Genomic DNA, 18,509 nt, shown 5'->3' with positions numbered 1-18,509 from the left:
GGCTCTCTGATGTAAGAGGGAGGGGTGAAAATGAAAGAAGAGACATTTTATTTAGTCCGTGAAGACGTTTTGCCTGATGCGATGCGAAAGACCCTCGAAGTCAAAAAGCTGCTCGACAGAAAAAAAGCTGAGTCAGTTGCAGACGCCGTGCAAAAAGTGGATTTAAGCAGAAGCGCTTTTTATAAATACAGAGATGCTGTTTTCCCTTTTTATACAATGGTTAAAGAACAAATAATCACACTTTTCTTTCATTTGGAGGATCGGTCAGGGGCGTTATCCCAGCTTTTGCAGGCGGTAGCTGACTCTGGAAGCAATGTGCTTTCCATTCACCAGACGATTCCGCTTCAGGGCAGGGCGAATGTAACGCTCTCAATCAGCACGTCCGCCATGGAAGAAAACATTCATACGTTAATGAATAAACTGAGAAAATTTGATTTTATAGAAAAAGTTGAAATCTTAGGGTCAGGTGCGTAAGGAGAGAAGAAATCATGAAAGTCGGTTATTTAGGTCCAGAAGCTACATTTACACATCTAGCAGTCAGTTCTTGCTTTCAAAACAGTATGACACAAGCTGCGTACCATACGATACCGGCATGCATGGATGCGGCGGTTGCAGGGGAAGTTGATCTGGCCTTTGTTCCTTTGGAGAATGCGCTGGAGGGGTCTGTTAATTTAACGATAGACTACTTGATCCACGAACAGCCTTTGTCGATCGTGGGGGAAATGACGCTGCCGATTCACCAGCATCTGCTTGTCCACCCTTCAAGGGAAAATGAGTGGAAACACCTTGAGAAAATTTATTCTCATTCTCATGCAATCGCGCAATGCCACAAATTTCTTCATCGGCATTTTTCGTCTGTTCCTTATGAGTATGCAAAATCAACTGGTGCGGCGGCTAAATACGTCAGCGAGCACTCTGAACTTCCGATCGGTGTGATTGCAAATGAAATGGCGGCCGCTACATACGGATTACGCATCGTTAAGCGTGATATCCAAGATTATCAGGACAACCATACAAGATTTATCATTCTTTCACCTGAAAAAGATGTCTCATTTGAAGTGAATAAGAAGCTGTCTTCAAGACCGAAAACGACGCTGATGGTGACGCTCCCTCAGGACGACCAATCAGGCGCCCTGCACAGGGTGCTGTCCGCTTTTTCATGGAGAAACTTAAACTTGTCAAAGATTGAATCGCGCCCGACAAAAACCGGTCTGGGCAACTATTTCTTTATCATCGATATTGAACAGGCAATGGATAAGGTGCTCATTCCGGGTGCCATTCAAGAACTGGAAGCCCTCGGCTGCCGGGTCAAGCTTCTCGGAACGTATCAATCCTATTGTCTGTAAAAAAAGCCCTCTTGCTTGAGGGCTTTTTTTAATCCTTAATTAATATTCCTGCGTCGTCCAGCGCCTGGCAGGCTTGGTCAATCCGATCTTCTGTCGGTGCGCTCAAAGTATGGAGATGCACGCCTCCGGTCAGCTGAGACAGGTAAGCGGCGTTTGTCGAGTTAATTTTATTCATGAACTGTTTAATTTCTTTACGGGTGCTGACCCGTATGGAAGCCGTTAAATCGCCGTATACGGGATGTTCAATGATGACGTCCTTTATGGTGACACCTTCATCAACGATGAGTTCAAGTTCTTCTTCCGTCCGCTCCGGGCCGTGTATGCAGGCGATAATCCGTTCGGCGCCTTTTTCGCCGCCTGCGGTCCGGCTGATGTATAAATAGCCTTGGCTCGTTGCGATGATCGGCTCATTTTTTGCCTTCAGCAGCGAAATGTCCTGCACGATGACTTGTCTCGACACGTTCGCTTTTTTTGCTAACTCTCCCCCTGTTAATGGTGAGCCGGCTTCTTTCAGCCAATGAAGCAGCGTCTCGCGTCTTTTCGCCCCCGTAAGCTTTATTCCTTCTGTCAAATTGCTGATTCTCCTTTCTTTTGCTCCCATAGCGCCGTAAATGTATGTAATAACATATCGAGCTGTTCGAATGTGGTCTCGTTCCCGAATGAAATCCGGATAAACCGCCGTGCGTCCCGTTCGGGTTTTTTCAACGCCTTCATAGCCGAAGAAGGACCGTGATGCCCGGCGGAACAAGCGCTCCCCGTTGAGATGCAAATATCGTTACGATTACATTCTAACATAACATATTGTCCTTCAAAGAAGTGAAAAAAACACCCGACAATGTGGGGCAGGCACTCGCCCTCGGTCTCCTCAGCCGAGAATGAGACGGGGAGGCCGCTTAGACGGACTTGCTCAAACAAATATTGCCGCAAGCTTTCAGCGTGCAGCCGGTTTTTTTTCATATTCCTCACTGCATATTCCGCCGCAGCCGTAAAAGCTCCGATACCCGGCACATTGACCGTACCGGCCCGAAATCCATTTTCATGTACTGTTTGGGGGTAAACCGGCTTCCAGCTGACACTGGGCCGGATATAAACGGCGCCTGCCCCCTTAGGTCCGTACACCTTATGGCTCGAAACGGAAAGGGCGTCTATTCCCGTCTCGTCGGCATGAATCGGCAGTTTGCCAAAGGTTTGCACGCAATCGCAATGCAGGAGAATCCCCCTTTTATGGAGAAATGCCGCCAGGGGCTGCACCGGCTGGATGAGGCCTGTTTCTGAATTGGCATGCTGAATGGAAACCAATCCTGTATCAGGTCTGATATGGGCTGCCAATATGTCCTCGGTAATAAGCCCGTTTTTATCGGGATACATGACAGTGACGTCAATCCCCTGATGAGAAAGAAAAGCCGCGGCATTATGGATGGAAGGATGCTCCATGGCGGTTGTAATAAAATGTTTTTTTTCGGCAGGAAGGCCGTGTACCAATGATTGAACCGCCAATATGTTCGCTTCCGTTCCGCCGTCCGTAAAATAAATGCCGTCAGCCTCTCCGCCGATCAGCTCCGCTAAAGAATTTCTGCAGTATGTGAGCACATTGGCCGCTTTTCCGCCGGCGTCATGAAGGCTGGTTGCATTTCCGTATACCTCCGTGCTGAGGCGCTGAAATACTTGCAGTGCTTCTTCGCAAACAGGTGCTGACGCTGCGTAGTCAAGATAGATCATGTAGTCAGTCTCCTATCCGTTCATGATAAAAAATGCTTGAGTTTATTTTATCGTTGTGTAAATATAAGTGTCAAGACATGTGTAAACAACAGGAGGCCGATGTATGTCTGAAAAAACAATTATTGTCATTGGTTCGGGGACAGCCGCACTTTCATTTGCTTCCTCATTGCCCCCGTCATACCAAGTGACTGTCATCACGAAAAAAAACGTCAAAAACAGCAATTCACATTACGCCCAAGGCGGAATTGCCGCTTCATACGCAAAAGAAGACTCCATCGAATCCCATGTAAATGATACGCTGTACGCGGGCTGCGGCCATAATGATGTGACAGCTGTTCGGGAACTGTTGAAGAGCGGAAAAAAAATCATCAATCAGCTGATTGTAAGCCAATTTCCATTTGACGTTGATTCATACGGAGAAGTGAGCCTCGGCAAGGAAGGGGCTCATTCAATCCGCAGAATTCTGCATGCCGGAGGTGACGCCACCGGCCGAATCTTGGTTGATTTTCTGCTTCAGCGGCTTAGCGGCAGAATACAAATCATTGAACATGAAACGGCATTAGATCTGCTGATTGAACACGGCCGATGTGCCGGCGTTGCTGTGAAGGATGCGGAGGGCTCTGTTTCATACAGAAGATCGGACTATGTAGTGCTCGCAGCCGGCGGCTGCGGCAATCTTTATCAGCATCATACAAACGATTCTGCGATAACGGGAGACGGAATTGCGCTTGCTTACCGGGCGGGGGCTGAGATAACAGATATGGAATTCACCCAGTTTCATCCGACCCTCCTTATCAAAAACGGAGCGGCATACGGGCTTATATCTGAAGCGGTCAGAGGAGAGGGCGGTTGTTTAACGGACCTGTCAGGGCGCCGGATTATGGCCGGCAGGCACCCGCTGGAAGATTTGGCGCCAAGAGACGTTGTCTCAAGAGCCATTCATGAAGAGATGATGAGAAATAATCCGATCAGCATGGATTGCAGCCGAATTTCCGGCTTTGAAAAGCGGTTTCCGACCATAACGGGCATTTGTCAAGCAGCGGGTATCGATATCAGCGACGGGATACCTGTAGCTCCGGGGATGCATTTTTTAATGGGCGGTGTAAAAGTCAATACATGGGGAGAAACCGCTGTGCCTGACCTATACGCAATTGGAGAAACCGCCTGCACCGGCTTGCATGGAGCGAACCGGCTTGCAAGCAATTCCCTGCTGGAGGCGCTGGTGAGCGGACAAAGAGCGGCTGAGCATATCATTCAAAAACCGGCCAATGGAAGGTTGAAAAAAGCATCAGCGGAACGTGACATCATCTTTCAAGTACCGGATATCCAGCTTCAAGAGCTCCAAGCCAGAATGACAAACGCAGCGGGCATCGTCAGAGAAAAGGAACAATTGCAGGCGTTGGAAAAATGGCTTTCTGACGCGTTTGTGCATCATATTAATGTGAAGGAAATCACAATTGAACAAGCAGAGCTTTCTTTCTTATGGCAGGCCGCAAAACTTGTGACAGCCTCTGCACTGCTGCGGGAAGAAAGCAGGGGAGCCCATTTTCGCTCTGATTTTCCGCAAACGGAGGAACAGTGGCGCGGAAAACAAATCATTCATTCGAAATCAGAAACGGTCATCAGAAAAAACGAAGGGATTTGGAAACAATGGACGTTTTGCAGCTAAAGAAATTGCTGACTCATTTTTTTCAGGAGGATATCGGATCGGGGGACGCCACATCACAAGCGATCTTTTCAGATCATCGGTGTAAGGCTGAAATTATCGCCAAAACTGACGGAGTGTTTGCCGGAGCTGCAATCATCCGTGAAGGTTACGGGCTTTTAGACAGTGAAATCAGCATCGATTTCATCAAAAAAGACGGAGACCGTATGAAGAAAGGGGACGTTCTTGCCTCATTAGAAGGGTCTGCAGCTTCACTTCTTACCGGAGAGCGCGTCATTCTTAACCTCATTCAGAGAATGTCCGGCATCGCGACAATGACCGATGAGGCCAAAAGACGCCTGGATGATCCGGCCATTAAGCTTTGTGATACAAGAAAAACGACACCGGGGCTGCGAATGCTTGAAAAATATGCTGTTCGAATCGGAGGAGGGAGTAACCACCGGTTCGGCTTATATGACGGCATCATGATTAAAGATAACCATATCGCTGCGTGCGGCTCGATAAAGGCGGCTATGGAGCGGGCGCGAAAAGCAGCGGGCCATATGCTTGCGATAGAGGTCGAGATTGAATCAGAGCAGCAGCTGCAAGAGGCCATTGGGGCCGGAGCGGATGTCATTATGTTTGATAATTGTCCGCCTGAAACCGTCAGGGAATTTGCAAACATGACTCCGGGCCATATCAAAACGGAAGCATCCGGCGGAATCACGCTTGAGACATTGCCTGCTTATAAAGGAACGGGCGTTCAGTTTATTTCCTTAGGGTTTCTGACTCATTCTGTCAAAAGCGCCGACATCAGTATGGATGTTGCAGTATCAAAAACGGGGGGACTGGAAAATGTCAATCTTTGATGTCATGACAAAATCAAATGAATTCATGCCGAGCCGTTATAAAGAGATGACTGCTCGGGAAATGGAGGAACGGGTCGCCGCAATTAAACAGAAATTCGGAAAGCGTCTGTTCATTCCCGGCCATCACTATCAAAAGGATGAGGTCATTCAATTTGCCGATACGACGGGTGACTCCCTTCAGCTTGCCCAGGTGGCGGAAAAAAATAAAGAAGCGGAATATATTGTGTTTTGCGGCGTACATTTTATGGCTGAAACGGCAGATATGCTGACGGCAGATGACCAAACCGTTATTTTGCCTGATATGCGTGCGGGCTGTTCGATGGCAGACATGGCAGATATACAGCAGACAGATAAAGCGTGGGAAGAGCTTCAGCGTATGTACGGAGATACCATCATCCCCTTAACGTATGTCAATTCTACTGCAGAGATTAAGGCATTTGTCGGGCGGCACGGCGGGGCGACCGTTACCTCTTCAAATGCCCTGAAAGTGCTGAAATGGGCTTTTATGCAAAAGAAAAGAATTTTATTTTTGCCTGATCAGCATCTGGGCAGAAATACGGCTTATGACCTCGGTATTCCGCTGGAGGATATGGCTGTATGGGACCCGATACAAGAACAATTGCTCACTGAGGAACACCCGGAAAAGATAAGGGTCATTCTGTGGAAAGGGCATTGCTCCGTCCATGAAAAGTTTACCGCGGAAAACATTTCTCATTTGCGTAAGCGTGATCCGGAGATTCGAATTATCGTTCATCCTGAATGCTCGCGGGAGACGGTCTCACTCAGCGACGACAGCGGCTCTACCAAATACATCATTGATACGATTGAACGGGCTGAACCGAACAGTAAGTGGGCGATTGGGACGGAGATGAATCTAGTTCAGCGCCTTATTCAGTCGCATCCGGATAAACAAATTGAATCGCTGAACCCTGATATGTGCCCGTGTCTGACGATGAACAGAATTGACCTTCCTCATTTGCTTTGGTCGTTAGAGCAGGTGGAAAAAGGCGAGCCGACAGGCGTCATCAAAGTGCCGAAGGCCGTTCAAACAGATGCGCTGCAGGCGTTAAACAGAATGCTGAAACATACGTAAAGATGAAAAAATTCCCCTCCTTTCAAAAATTTTTATCATCATGCCTTGTACGTAGGCATATATTGTGAAGAAACATATTGTAATGACAAATGAACTGTTCACGTTTTGTGCATAGGAGGGGAAAACGTTGAAAATTCATATCGTTCAAAAAGGCGATTCGCTCTGGAAAATAGCTGAAAAATACGGAGTTGATTTCGAAGAGATAAAAAAACTGAATACTCAGCTCAGCAATCCAGACTTAATCATGCCTGGAATGAAGATAAAGGTGCCTTCAGAAGCTGTTCCGGTCAGAAAAGAACCTAAGGCACATTTCGGGCCTTCAGTGCAAAAGCACGAGCATCCATATGCTAAGGAAAAGCCGAAATCAGTTGTGGACATTGAAGACACAATGCCGGAAGAAGAAAAAACGTCAGTGCCGTATGTGCCGCCAATGCCCGAAAAACATGAAAATGTACTGCCGGAAGCTGATATGAATCAATATTATCCATCCAATCAGCTGTTTCAGCCGTGGTCGCCTCCTAAGCCGGAGGAGCTAGTGACGCATTTTGTCGAGCCGAAAGAGAATGAGTTTGACATGAATAAATTTCCACAACAGGAGGCAATGATCAATATGGAAAACTCGAATTACCCGAAAATGCCTAATATGCCTAATATGCCTAATATGCCTAATATGCCTAATATGCCGAAGGCGCCTGAAGCCGGCAAGATGGAAAAAGAAAATATAACTTATAACATTCCGAATATGCCTAATATTCCAGCCATGCCGATGCCTAGTATGCCGATGGTTGAGCCGTATATGCATTACCAGATGCCTTGCTGCCCGTGTCCGGTTCCGGTTACGCCGGTGCTGCCGGGGTCAGGATTATGCCACCCTTGCTATCCGATGGGCGGAGGCTATCCGATGCCCATGCCTTATTCGTACGGATTCCATCCTGGTTTTGTTTCACCGGCGGGTTATGGCGGATATGAAAACCAGGCTCATGAAAATATGGAATATGACGGTTACAAACATGCTCACGGAGGCGCAATGTCCGCGAATATGCCTTATTACGGCGGTTACCCGGCGGTCGGTGCCAACTATTACGCGAATGCGCCTCATAAACATGAAGATGGAAAATTTAAGGATGATGATTGCGGCTGTCATGATTCACATCATCACCACCACCATCACGGCTCACATCACCATTATGCGAATATGCCTGTGCAAGCTTATCCGAATATGGGGGCGTACGGCGGGCATTATATGCATTATGGGGGAGCAGCCCCTAACGTCATGGCGAATCAGCCAAATGCAAACCAAATGTTCGGCCGGCCGGACGAAGAAGAAGATTAATCATTCGGGACGATGTATGTCGTTCCTTTTTTTTATGCTGGTCATAACTGACAAGCTTAAACCCCCCATTTGCCGTGCATCCTAAAACATGAGCGGCAACGCTCAGAAGCGATGAATCCACGGGGGGTTTTTCCATTGGGTAAAAAATTGACGACGATAGCCGGCCTTTTGGTCGTGACAGCAAGCTTATCAGCATGCGGAGCAAACAATGCCATGAATGATGGGCGTTACAATCATAATCAGACAACCCGTCCTGTCGGGTACTATTCAAATGATAATGATATCGGCAGACGTCAGAACGGAATGGACCACCAAGGCCCTATTTCCGAAATGATGGAAAACCGAAACGGCCGTCATTATACGACGAATAATACAACGAATGTGTCCGATCGATATGCGCCGAATGACGGCGTTCCGTTAACAACGGACGGCACTTATAACGGCCGTAACGTTAACAACCCGGCTGCGATGTCATACAATGGCTATGACAATGCCGAAAATATCAGAACGGCCTCAAAAATTGCAGACCGTGTGAAAAAAGTAAACGGCGTTCAGGATGCTCAGGTCATTGTAACCGATACCCGAGTCGTCATTGCAGTCAGAACGAACCATCCTTTTACGAAGCATAATGATAAGCAAATCAAACGTGCGGCGAAAAAATTTGCAAACGGCCGCACAATTCAAGTGTTTACCGATAATGCAACGTTTACTAGGCTGCGCGACATGAATCAAAACAGCCGTTAAAAGCAAACTGCCGGATGATGTCATCCGGCAGTGTTTACATATTAAGATACCCGTTTATGGTCAGCATACTTCTTTTCCCAAAAAACAGCATTTTTTATCCCGAGCGCTTTAGGATCAAACACAGGGTCAAGCCCTTGTTTTTTCTGTCTTTCATAGTCCTTTAACGTAAGCAGGGCCGGTTTTGCAAGCACGACAATGGCAATGACATTCAGCCACACCATGATTCCCAGCCCGGCATCTCCCAGCGCCCAGGTAATATCTGCCGTTTTAACAGCACCGTAAAACGTTGCGATAAGAATGACCGCTTTTAAGCCGAGCATCGCCCATTTGTTTTTTCCGCCCCGTGTTAAGTAGACGATATTTGTCTCGGCAATGTAGTAATAAGCCATAATGGTTGTAAAAGCGAAGAAGAAAAGAGCAACCGCGACAAAACCTGCCCCGAATCCCGGCATAACTTGATCAATTGCGGCCTGGGTAAAACCGGGCCCCGCTTCAACCCCTTTGACATGGTAGACAATATACGAGCCATCCTCTGTCTGAGTATTAAACATCCCTGTAAATAAAATCATAAATGCGGTTGCCGAACAGACAAACAGCGTATCAATATAAACCGAAAAAGCCTGAACCAAACCTTGCTTGGCCGGATGAGAAACCTCTGCGGCCGCCGCTGGGTGCGCCCCTGTTCCCTGACCTGCTTCATTAGAATAGATTCCCCGTTTCACTCCCCAAGAAATTGCCATGCCGATAAGGCCGCCAAACGCAGCGTCCAATGCAAACGCGCTTTTGAAGATCAGTGCGATAACCGCAGGCAGCTCCGTAATATTCATTAATATAATGACAAGTGACAAAAGGATATAACCAAAGGCCATGAACGGCACAATCATCTGCGCGGCCTGGGCAATCCGTTTCACTCCGCCGAAAATGATAAAACCGAGCAGCAGTACGAGGAAGCAGCCCGTAAAAATGGGATTGATGCCAAATGCATTATGTACGCTTTCAGCGATCGAATTTGATTGAACACCCGGCATCAGGACGGCCATAGCAACGAGTGCGGCAAAGGCAAATAATACGGCAAACCATTTGATTCCGATCCCTTTTTCTATGTAATAAGCAGGGCCGCCCCTGTATTGGCCGTTTTCTTTCACTTTATAAATTTGTGCGAGGGTGGACTCGACAAAGGCGCTGGCTGAACCGATAAAGGCGATGACCCACATCCAAAACACGGCGCCGGGACCGCCGAACGCTATGGCTGTTGCCACACCTGCAATATTTCCCGTCCCTACGCGCCCTGAGAGCGCAATGGACAATGCCTGAAATGACGATACGCCCGTTTTTCCTTGAAACATCAGGAGAATCATCTCTTTTATATGCCGGACTTGCAAAAAGCGGGTCAAAATCGAAAAGATAAGGCCGACTGCTACAAAATATAAATAACGGGCGTGCTCCACAAAATACCGTTTAAGCTTGCTGTAAATTCTGCCAATCAGATTCCCCCTTGTTTGTCTTATATTTGGATTATGGCGCGGCATGACTATTTACACAATTTTTCGGGTATATTTTCTCCCTCATTATTAAAAAAGCCGGCTTTACCATTCCTTTACATTTTCTTAAAACGCCCTTCATATCGCCTTGTTACGATGGAAGCAATAAGAAAGAGACGGAGGGGCCGGAATGAAAAAAACAAACCAGTATGACCAAGCTTCGGTGCAGGGGAAGTGTATTTAACCGTCAGGGGCTATCGCCTTAAGCTGACGCCCGGGCAAATGAAGCTGATTGCAGGTAAGCGCAAATAGCATGGCAAAGCAGTCTTCCGACGGGAGGGCTGCTTTTTTACGGATGCAAAGGAAAGAATGGTTAAGCCGCCGCATCTTTGGTCAAACTAGCATAAAGAGTTTGATTGAATAAAGAGGTGTTTTTGGTGAAACGTCTTTTGTTTATACTTATATTATCAGCCGCAGCCCTTTTTACAGGGGAGCCCCGCGTGTTTGGAGCGGAGGTTGAGCATTATGGGCCGCTTCGGGTGCACGTGCAGTTGGAAAGGGTTTATTTAGACGGAGATGTCGGCATTGAACATACGGATGAAACCGTTTTGGCGATGGAAGATTTCTGGGCGGCCTATGCGGGATGGACGCTTGTTGAACAGAAAAAAGGGTTTGTGCTGTTCCGCAAGCATGTAGATGATATCTCTCCGCTCAGCAAAGTCAACGGATATATCGGCATCACGGACGGGGGCGTCATTTCCACTTTTCACGGCCGACCCGACTCTTTAGCGGAGCCGATCCAGTCCTTCTTTCAGATTGATTTAGAACGGCTGGAAAGCCATTTGCAAAAGCACTTGGAAAACGGCATTCCGTACAGGACAAAAGCAGAATTTGAGAGCGTCATCGATCATATTAAGACATACAGCGGATGATTTTTGTGTAAGACATGTTCCCCATGTCTTTTTTTTCTGACATGAGGGGCGGCAACGCGAACATACGTTAACTTTTCTTAAGACTTTGGCTGTTTTTATGGTACAATGAAAAGCAGTCAAAGAGGTGAATAGGTGTGATTGAATTCGTGAAGGGGACGATTGATTACGTATCTCCCCAATACATTGTGATTGAAAACGGCGGAATCGGCTATCAGATCTTCACCCCGAATCCGTTTATCTATAAGGTAAGCAATCAAGAGACCATTTTTACGTACCATCATATTAAAGAAGACGCCTTTTCCCTGTACGGCTTTTCAACCCGTGAAGAAAAAGCGCTTTTCACAAAGCTGTTAAACGTCACGGGCATCGGGCCGAAAGGGGCGCTCGCGATACTCGGTTCGGGTGATCCGGGGGCGGTCATTGAAGCGATTGAACAGGAAGATGAAGCCTTTTTGGTGAAGTTTCCCGGCGTCGGCAAAAAAACGGCGCGGCAGATCATTTTGGATTTAAAAGGGAAGCTTGCCGATGTAGTGCCTGAAATGATCGACAACTTGTTTAATCATGAAGAACGCATTGAAAAACAAGAGGCTGAGACCGCGCTCGATGAGGCGCTTGAAGCGCTCAGGGTTCTCGGCTATGCCGAGAAAGAGATTAAGAAAGTGCTTCCTCACTTAAAAGAGGAAAAGGCGCTTTCCACAGATCAATATGTGAAAAAAGCATTGCAAAAACTATTAAAGTAAGGTGATGTTCATGGATGAACGGCTCGTTTCAAGTGAAGCAGACAGCCATGAATCAATAATCGAGCAAAGTCTCAGGCCGCAAAGCCTCGCGCAATACATCGGCCAGCAGAAGGTAAAAGAAAATTTGCGCGTATTTATCGATGCGGCAAAAATGAGGCAGGAAACGCTTGACCACGTTCTTTTATACGGACCACCGGGGCTCGGGAAAACAACGCTTGCGTCCATTGTGGCCAATGAGATGGGAGTGGAGATGCGGACCACATCAGGGCCTGCGATTGAAAGGCCCGGTGATTTGGCCGCGATTTTGACGGCGCTTGAGCCGGGTGATGTGCTGTTTATAGATGAAATTCACAGGCTGAACCGCTCAATCGAAGAAGTGCTGTATCCGGCAATGGAGGATTTCTGCCTCGATATCGTCATTGGAAAAGGCCCTTCCGCCCGATCCGTCCGTCTTGATCTTCCGCCTTTTACGCTGGTGGGCGCGACGACGAGAGTCGGCCTATTAACGGCGCCGCTCAGAGATCGGTTCGGCGTGCTGTCGCGCCTTGAATATTATACGCAGGAAGAGCTTACAGATATCGTTTCGAGAACGGCAGAGGTATTTGAAGCAGATATAGAAAAAGCGTCTGCTTTAGAAATTGCCAGACGTTCAAGGGGAACGCCGCGGGTCGCAAACCGGCTCCTCAGAAGGGTCAGGGATTTTGCCCAAGTGTTAGGCGACAGCCGCATTACGGAAGAAATCGCTCATGATGCGCTTGAGCGCCTTCAAGTCGACGCGCTCGGCCTTGACCATATTGACCACAAGCTTTTAATGGGTATGATTGAAAAATTCAACGGCGGTCCTGTCGGGCTTGACACGATTTCCGCGACAATCGGCGAAGAACCGCATACAATAGAGGACGTATACGAACCGTACCTTCTGCAAATCGGATTTCTCCAAAGAACGCCGAGAGGGCGGATCGTGACGCGGGCCGTGTACGAGCATTTTCGATTGGAGGCGCCCCGCTATGACTGAATTTCCTAAAATTCTCATGGTTCTAGGTGCTGTTTTGCTTATTGCCGGCGCAGTCTGGCATTTTGTCGGAAGGCTGCCCGGAGATATTTTCGTCAAAAAAGGGAACGTAACATTTTTCTTTCCCGTTGTCACTTGTATTATTATCAGTGTGATATTATCAATCTTACTCAATCTTTTCAGCAGAATGAAATAACTAAAGACAGAATAAAGGTGAAATGATGAAAGTCGATTTATTTGATTTTGAACTGCCTGATCACTTAATTGCCCAAGTACCGCTGAAACAGCGTGACGCTTCACGGCTGATGGTGCTTGACAAACATACGGGCGGGCTTACGGACAGTTCATTTAAAGAGATTGTCAGCTTTTTTAAAGAAGGGGACTGTCTCGTATTGAACAATACCCGTGTTCTGCCTGCCAGATTATTCGGCACAAAAGAAGATACGGGAGCAAAAGTGGAGCTCCTTTTGTTAAAACAGGAAGAAAATGACAGGTGGGAAACGCTTGTAAAGCCGGCGAAACGTGTGAAAAAAGGCACGGTTCTGACGTTTGGCGACGGCCGGCTGAAAGCGGTCTGCACAGAAGAGCTTGACCACGGCGGCAGAAAAGTGGAGTTCCGTTATGACGGAATTTTCTATGAGGTGCTTGAATCGCTCGGTGAAATGCCGCTGCCGCCTTATATAAAAGAGCAGCTTGACGACAAAGAACGTTACCAAACCGTTTTCTCAAAGGAAATCGGTTCTGCCGCCGCGCCGACAGCCGGGCTTCATTTTACGGAAGAAATCCTGGACGAGCTGAAGCAAAAAGGCGTACGGATTGAATTTATCACTCTTCACGTCGGGCTCGGGACATTCCGTCCGGTGAGCGCGGATGAAGTGGAAGAACACAATATGCATGCGGAATTTTATGAGATGACGGAAGAAACCGCCGCCTCTTTAAATGAGGTCAGAAAGGCGGGAGGCCGCATCGTATCAGTCGGGACGACATCAACGCGCACGCTTGAAACCATTGCCGGCGACAATGACGGTGTATTTACCGCTTCAAGCGGCTGGACTTCCATTTTCATTTATCCGGGCTACGAGTTTAAAGCGATAGACGGCATGATCACAAATTTCCACTTGCCGAAATCGTCGCTGATTATGCTTGTTTCTGCGCTTGCCGGCAGAGATCATGTTCTTCATGCATACCGCCACGCGGTAGAAGAGGAATATCGTTTCTTCAGTTTTGGCGACGCTATGCTGATTATCTAATTTGAATGACAGGAGGCCTCATATCAAGTGGCTGAACAACCTATACGTTATGAATTTATAAAGGAATGCAAACAAACGGGAGCGCGTCTGGGCAGAGTGCACACGCCCCATGGCTCCTTTGAGACGCCGGTATTTATGCCGGTAGGAACGCTTGCGACGGTGAAGACCATGTCTCCTGACGAGCTGAAATCAATGGATGCGGGAATTATTTTAAGCAACACCTACCATTTGTGGCTCCGTCCCGGACATGACATCGTCAAAGAAGCGGGCGGACTTCATCAGTTCATGAACTGGGATCGCGCTATTTTAACAGATTCCGGCGGCTTTCAGGTCTTCTCATTAAGTAAGTTCCGCAATATCGAAGAAGAAGGCGTTCATTTCCGCAATCACTTAAATGGAGATAAGCTGTTTTTATCTCCGGAAAAAGCGATGGAAATTCAAAATGCCCTCGGCTCAGATATTATGATGGCTTTTGACGAATGCCCGCCGTATCCGGCAGAGTATGATTATATGAAACGGTCTGTAGAGCGGACAAGCCGCTGGGCGGAACGCTGTCTGAAAGCCCACGCGCGCTCAGATGAGCAGGGCCTCTTCGGTATCGTTCAAGGCGGAGAATATGAAGATTTACGGACACAAAGCGCGAAAGACTTGATTTCCCTTGATTTTCCGGGCTATGCTATAGGCGGATTGTCTGTCGGCGAACCGAAGCACGTCATGAACCGGGTGCTTGAGTTTACGACGCCGCTTTTGCCGAAGGACAAGCCGAGATACCTGATGGGCGTCGGTTCGCCGGATGCCTTAATTGACGGGGCAATCCGCGGAGTTGATATGTTTGACTGCGTGCTGCCGACACGTATTGCCCGAAACGGCACAGTGTTTACAAATGAAGGCCGGCTGAATATGAAAAACGCTAAGTATGAGCGGGATTTCCGTCCGATTGATGAAGAGTGCAGCTGCCATACATGCAAAAATTACTCACGTGCTTACATCAGACATTTGATCCGATGCAATGAAACGTTTGGAATTCGATTAACAACTTACCATAACCTTCATTTTCTGTTACACTTAATGGAGCAAGTGAGACAGGCTATCCGTGAGGATCGTCTGGGTGATTTCCGAGAAGAGTTCTTTGAGCGTTACGGCTATAACAAGCCAAATGCGAAAAGCTTCTAAATAAAATAATTTTTTGAAAGGGAGGGACGCAGATGGGTACATTAGGTACAATCGTTCCTATTATCTTAATGTTTGCAGTTCTTTATTTCTTACTGATTCGTCCGCAGCAAAAGCAGCAAAAGGCTGTGCGTCAGATGCAGGAAGAGCTGAAAAAAGGAGATTCAGTGGTGACAATCGGAGGATTGCACGGCACTGTTGATTCAATTGATGAAAGCAAGGTCGTCATCAAAACAGGTGATAACACCCGTTTAACGTTTGACCGCCGCGCGATCAGAGAAGCTTCTGCTGAGTAACAGCGAAGCTTATACATAATAAAAAAGAGCGGGCTTCCGCTCTTTTTTTTACGCTGATCTGCTTCCCTTTACATTCACCCCGAAAATCCCGCCCAGCATACTGACTCCTAAAAACCCGAGATGAAACAGCAGCTGTCCTGAAGTAAACGTTTTTCCAAATCCTAAATACTGAAACAGCAAAATGATTAAGGAAAAACAAACGGCGGTTAACGCTCCGATCATCCAGCCTTTCTCTTTTGCTTTTCCGCCTGAAATAAACCCGCCGACAAATAAAGAAAGAAATGAAAGGGCGGTGATCAGCCAGCTGAAAGATGACTCTTCCATTGATGTGACGGTCAGTAAAAGCGAAATGGCTAAACTCGTAAGAAGCATGGCTGCAAAAATAGCGACTAAGCCGTACAAAACGCCTTTTCCCACTTGTTTTGTTTCTTCCATCTTTATCTCCTCTCCGCCCAGCGGACTGATGTTTGTAAAGTGTCATCAGCCAAGCCCGGGCTCGTCTTTTTCTAAATGTATTCTCTGAATGTTCGGATTAGACGTAAAAGCATCACATTCACGCATTTCTTACATAAATCAGAGCGGTTGGCAAAAGCTATGACCGTTGGAGGTGCGACATGGAAGATATTTTCATTATTACGTTTCGTACGATTGTGCTGTATTTCATCATTCTTGTGATTTTTAGGCTGATGGGCAAGCGGGAAATCGGAGAGCTGAGCATTTTGGATCTTGTCGTTTCTATTATGATTGCCGAAATTGCCGTTTTGGCGATTGAAAACGTAAAGGATCAGCTGTTGCATACAGTTGTGCCGATTGTCGTTTTAATGATCATTCAAGTAAGCCTTGCTTATATTTCGCTCAAAAGCCAAAAAATACGGCAGCTTCTTGACGGAAAGCCGACGGTTATCATTAAGCAGGGAAAAATTGATGAACGGGCGATGAGATCGCAGCGCTACAATTTTGACGATTTACTCATGCAGCTGAGAGAAAATAATATCGAAAGAATATCCGACGTGTCATACGCCGTTTTGGAATCGTCAGGAAAACTTTCAATCGTTAAAAAGAAAAATAATAAGCATAAACAGCTCGAAACACCGCTTATTGTTGACGGGATTATTCAAAACGAGCATTTAGACAGAATCGGCAAAGATAAACAATGGCTCGAAAAAAATTTAGCAAAAAGAGGCTACAGCGATCTTTCTGAGATCGCATTCTGCACGTTTACAGACGGCGTTTTTTTTATTGACATAAAAGACGAAAAAGGGGAGTCTTAAACCGGATTCAGCGCATCACAAGCCTGCCGATGACAGGAATCCGGCCCAGCTCCTCCCTTTTAATCAGACGGAATAAAAGCAGCAGCACGATATATAAAAGAACGGTCATGGCGATCCAGCCTGCGAGATTAACGGCTTCAGACCCAGAAAAGCGGACAGCGTGCTTTAAGAAACTGCTCACATACCCGCATATAAAAATCACGGCAAAACACAGTGCGTATTCTTTTATTTTAATGCTGATCGGGAGTACTTTGCTGACAGTGGCAGCATGTAATAGGGTGACAAGCACCATCCCTGTCACAATCGCTAACGCCGCGCCCATAATGCCGAGCGAAGGTCTGGTCGCCAGGACAAAAATAAGTCCGGTTTTGACAACGGCGCCGATAAAACTGTTCATCATGGCGGCCCCCGCTAAATTGAGCGCCTGCAGCACCGCTTGAAGGGGCCCCTGAAAATAATAAAGCAGAAAAAACGGCGCCATGACTTTTATAAACACCGCCGCACCTGTTGATCCGTACATGACGGACATCAGCTCATCGGCAAAGGAGAACAAAATGACCACTGAAATTCCCCCGCTTAAAAGACAGAGCCGCATCGCCTGTTCCAGCCGATATTCGACAACCTGCAACTTTTTTTGCTCCATTCCTTCACTGATCGCAGGAACTAACGCCGTTGACAGAGAATAGGTAATAAAGCTGGGCAAGGTTAAAAGCGTCATGGCAAATCCCGTCAGTTCACCGTACTGACTGGTTGCCGCAGCGGTGGCCACCCCTGCAATCGCCAAGCTCTGCGCGACGACAATCGGTTCAAAAAACCATGACAGGTTTCCGATAAAACGGCTTCCCGTCGTCGGAAGCGATACACTCATAAGCTGAAGGAAGGTTTCTTTTCCGTTTGCAATGGACTGGAAAAACTGTTTTCTGATTTTGATGGTCTTTTTGTATTTGAAACAAATGAATAGATAAATGAGAGAGGCGAGCTCTCCGATGACAGAAGAAATCATGGCTCCGGCCGCGGCATATTCAATTCCGTACGGCAGGAAAATGGTGGTGCACACTGCCACAAGGGAAATGCGCACGACTTGCTCAAGCACTTGAGAAAGCGCCAGCGGATTCATATTTTGCCTGCCTTGGAAATAACCCCGCAGCACACTGGAGACGGCAATAATCGGCACGACCGGTGTAATGGCTAACAGCGGGTAAACCGTCCGTTTATCTGTCAGCATCGTTTCAGCCATAACGGGTGCAAAACATAAAAACAGCGGCGTGAAAATAAGACTCAATATCCCTGTGATGGTTAGAGACATGACTAAAATATTTTTGGTTTTCTTTTGGTCTCCCCGGGCGCTGGCTTCAGCGACAAGCTTGCTGATGGCGACCGGAAGGCCGAATTGGGTCAAAGTGGTGGCCAAGAAAAAGGTGGGGGCAGCCATCATATACAGCCCGACCCCTTCTTCACCGATAAACCGGGCGATAACCACCCGATTGACAAAGCCGAGCATTCTTGTAATCATCCCAGCTGTGATGAGAATAAGAGTGCCTCTTAAAAACGTCTGTTTTGCCATTTTCAAACCCCTGCCTTCTCAAACTACCTGGAATCATATACAAT

The 18,509-nt window shown here is 47.3% G+C and carries 19 protein-coding genes and 2 pseudogenes; 16 read left to right on the top strand and 5 right to left on the bottom strand.

Going from position 1 to position 18,509, the window contains the following annotated elements; all coding sequences use genetic code 11:
* Positions 1-30 precede the first annotated feature (30 nt).
* The gene (gene thrR / locus AXI59_RS14420) at positions 31-474 is read left to right on the top strand and encodes a transcriptional regulator ThrR (RefSeq protein WP_007408173.1); all 444 of its coding nucleotides are present in this window, start codon (positions 31-33) and stop codon (positions 472-474) included.
* Between the two features lie 14 nt (positions 475-488).
* Positions 489-1,346 (top strand): prephenate dehydratase, encoded by an 858-nt coding sequence (gene pheA, locus AXI59_RS14415; protein WP_061522930.1) that lies wholly within the window; start codon positions 489-491, stop codon positions 1,344-1,346.
* Positions 1,347-1,374: 28 nt separating this feature from the next.
* Here the strand turns inward: pheA and AXI59_RS14410 are convergent, their stop codons facing one another.
* Positions 1,375-1,917: a transcription repressor NadR gene (locus AXI59_RS14410; RefSeq protein ID WP_061528591.1), complete on the bottom strand. Its 543-nt coding sequence runs from the start codon at positions 1,915-1,917 to the stop codon at positions 1,375-1,377.
* Positions 1,914-3,065, bottom strand: a complete 1,152-nt coding sequence (locus tag AXI59_RS14405) for an IscS subfamily cysteine desulfurase (RefSeq protein WP_061528590.1) — start codon at positions 3,063-3,065, stop codon at positions 1,914-1,916. The genes AXI59_RS14410 and AXI59_RS14405 overlap by 4 nt, the downstream gene beginning before the upstream one ends.
* Positions 3,066-3,168: 103 nt before the next feature.
* Here AXI59_RS14405 and nadB point away from each other — a divergent pair, with 103 nt between their 5' ends.
* From nadB to AXI59_RS14380, 5 genes are all read left to right on the top strand, one after another.
* Positions 3,169-4,734 (top strand): L-aspartate oxidase, encoded by a 1,566-nt coding sequence (gene nadB / locus AXI59_RS14400; RefSeq protein ID WP_061528589.1) that lies wholly within the window; start codon positions 3,169-3,171, stop codon positions 4,732-4,734.
* Positions 4,716-5,579, top strand: coding sequence for a carboxylating nicotinate-nucleotide diphosphorylase (gene nadC / locus AXI59_RS14395; RefSeq protein WP_061528588.1), 864 nt, complete (start codon positions 4,716-4,718; stop codon positions 5,577-5,579). The genes nadB and nadC overlap by 19 nt, the downstream gene beginning before the upstream one ends.
* The gene (nadA, locus tag AXI59_RS14390) at positions 5,566-6,672 is read left to right on the top strand and encodes a quinolinate synthase NadA (RefSeq protein ID WP_061528587.1); all 1,107 of its coding nucleotides are present in this window, start codon (positions 5,566-5,568) and stop codon (positions 6,670-6,672) included. The genes nadC and nadA overlap by 14 nt, the downstream gene beginning before the upstream one ends.
* Before the next feature lie 127 nt (positions 6,673-6,799).
* Positions 6,800-8,005: a spore coat assembly protein SafA gene (gene safA / locus AXI59_RS14385; protein WP_061528586.1), complete on the top strand. Its 1,206-nt coding sequence runs from the start codon at positions 6,800-6,802 to the stop codon at positions 8,003-8,005.
* A gap of 135 nt (positions 8,006-8,140) precedes the next feature.
* Positions 8,141-8,749, top strand: coding sequence for a YhcN/YlaJ family sporulation lipoprotein (locus tag AXI59_RS14380; protein ID WP_061522923.1), 609 nt, complete (start codon positions 8,141-8,143; stop codon positions 8,747-8,749).
* A gap of 41 nt (positions 8,750-8,790) precedes the next feature.
* On the opposite strand, the pseudogene AXI59_RS14375 reads toward AXI59_RS14380, so the two are convergent.
* Positions 8,791-10,232 (bottom strand): annotated as a pseudogene (locus tag AXI59_RS14375) (alanine/glycine:cation symporter family protein).
* A 232-nt stretch (positions 10,233-10,464) separates the two neighbouring features.
* Between AXI59_RS14375 and AXI59_RS20535 the strand changes: the two are divergent.
* The 8 genes and pseudogenes from AXI59_RS20535 to yajC all read left to right on the top strand — a co-directional run.
* Positions 10,465-10,542 (top strand): annotated as a pseudogene (locus AXI59_RS20535) (hypothetical protein); the annotation flags it as partial.
* 116 nt (positions 10,543-10,658) lie between these two features.
* Positions 10,659-11,162 (top strand): intercompartmental signaling factor BofC, encoded by a 504-nt coding sequence (locus AXI59_RS14370; protein WP_061523003.1) that lies wholly within the window; start codon positions 10,659-10,661, stop codon positions 11,160-11,162.
* A gap of 134 nt (positions 11,163-11,296) precedes the next feature.
* Positions 11,297-11,902: a Holliday junction branch migration protein RuvA gene (gene ruvA, locus AXI59_RS14365; protein WP_061522922.1), complete on the top strand. Its 606-nt coding sequence runs from the start codon at positions 11,297-11,299 to the stop codon at positions 11,900-11,902.
* A gap of 10 nt (positions 11,903-11,912) precedes the next feature.
* Positions 11,913-12,917, top strand: coding sequence for a Holliday junction branch migration DNA helicase RuvB (ruvB, locus tag AXI59_RS14360; RefSeq protein ID WP_061522921.1), 1,005 nt, complete (start codon positions 11,913-11,915; stop codon positions 12,915-12,917).
* A complete protein-coding gene (locus tag AXI59_RS14355) occupies positions 12,910-13,110 on the top strand; it encodes a DUF2905 domain-containing protein (protein ID WP_061522920.1) in 201 nt (66 codons plus the stop codon). The genes ruvB and AXI59_RS14355 overlap by 8 nt, the downstream gene beginning before the upstream one ends.
* A 25-nt stretch (positions 13,111-13,135) precedes the next feature.
* Positions 13,136-14,164: a tRNA preQ1(34) S-adenosylmethionine ribosyltransferase-isomerase QueA gene (gene queA / locus AXI59_RS14350; protein WP_061522919.1), complete on the top strand. Its 1,029-nt coding sequence runs from the start codon at positions 13,136-13,138 to the stop codon at positions 14,162-14,164.
* Between the two features lie 27 nt (positions 14,165-14,191).
* Positions 14,192-15,337, top strand: coding sequence for a tRNA guanosine(34) transglycosylase Tgt (gene tgt, locus AXI59_RS14345; protein ID WP_061522918.1), 1,146 nt, complete (start codon positions 14,192-14,194; stop codon positions 15,335-15,337).
* 32 nt (positions 15,338-15,369) lie between these two features.
* Positions 15,370-15,630 (top strand): preprotein translocase subunit YajC, encoded by a 261-nt coding sequence (gene yajC, locus AXI59_RS14340; RefSeq protein ID WP_003152695.1) that lies wholly within the window; start codon positions 15,370-15,372, stop codon positions 15,628-15,630.
* Between the two features lie 48 nt (positions 15,631-15,678).
* Here the strand turns inward: yajC and AXI59_RS14335 are convergent, their stop codons facing one another.
* A complete protein-coding gene (locus AXI59_RS14335) occupies positions 15,679-16,065 on the bottom strand; it encodes a TIGR04086 family membrane protein (RefSeq protein ID WP_061522917.1) in 387 nt (128 codons plus the stop codon).
* Between the two features lie 179 nt (positions 16,066-16,244).
* Here AXI59_RS14335 and AXI59_RS14330 point away from each other — a divergent pair, with 179 nt between their 5' ends.
* Positions 16,245-16,901: a DUF421 domain-containing protein gene (locus AXI59_RS14330; RefSeq protein ID WP_061522916.1), complete on the top strand. Its 657-nt coding sequence runs from the start codon at positions 16,245-16,247 to the stop codon at positions 16,899-16,901.
* A gap of 7 nt (positions 16,902-16,908) precedes the next feature.
* Here the strand turns inward: AXI59_RS14330 and spoVB are convergent, their stop codons facing one another.
* Positions 16,909-18,465, bottom strand: coding sequence for a stage V sporulation protein B (gene spoVB / locus AXI59_RS14325; protein WP_061522915.1), 1,557 nt, complete (start codon positions 18,463-18,465; stop codon positions 16,909-16,911).
* Between the last annotated feature and the right edge of the window lie 44 nt (positions 18,466-18,509).

Source organism: Bacillus nakamurai (assembly GCF_001584325.1).
Lineage (GTDB): Bacteria > Bacillota > Bacilli > Bacillales > Bacillaceae > Bacillus > Bacillus nakamurai.
Note: the sequence above shows the minus strand (reverse complement) of the source record. Positions and strands in the feature narration are given on the sequence as shown.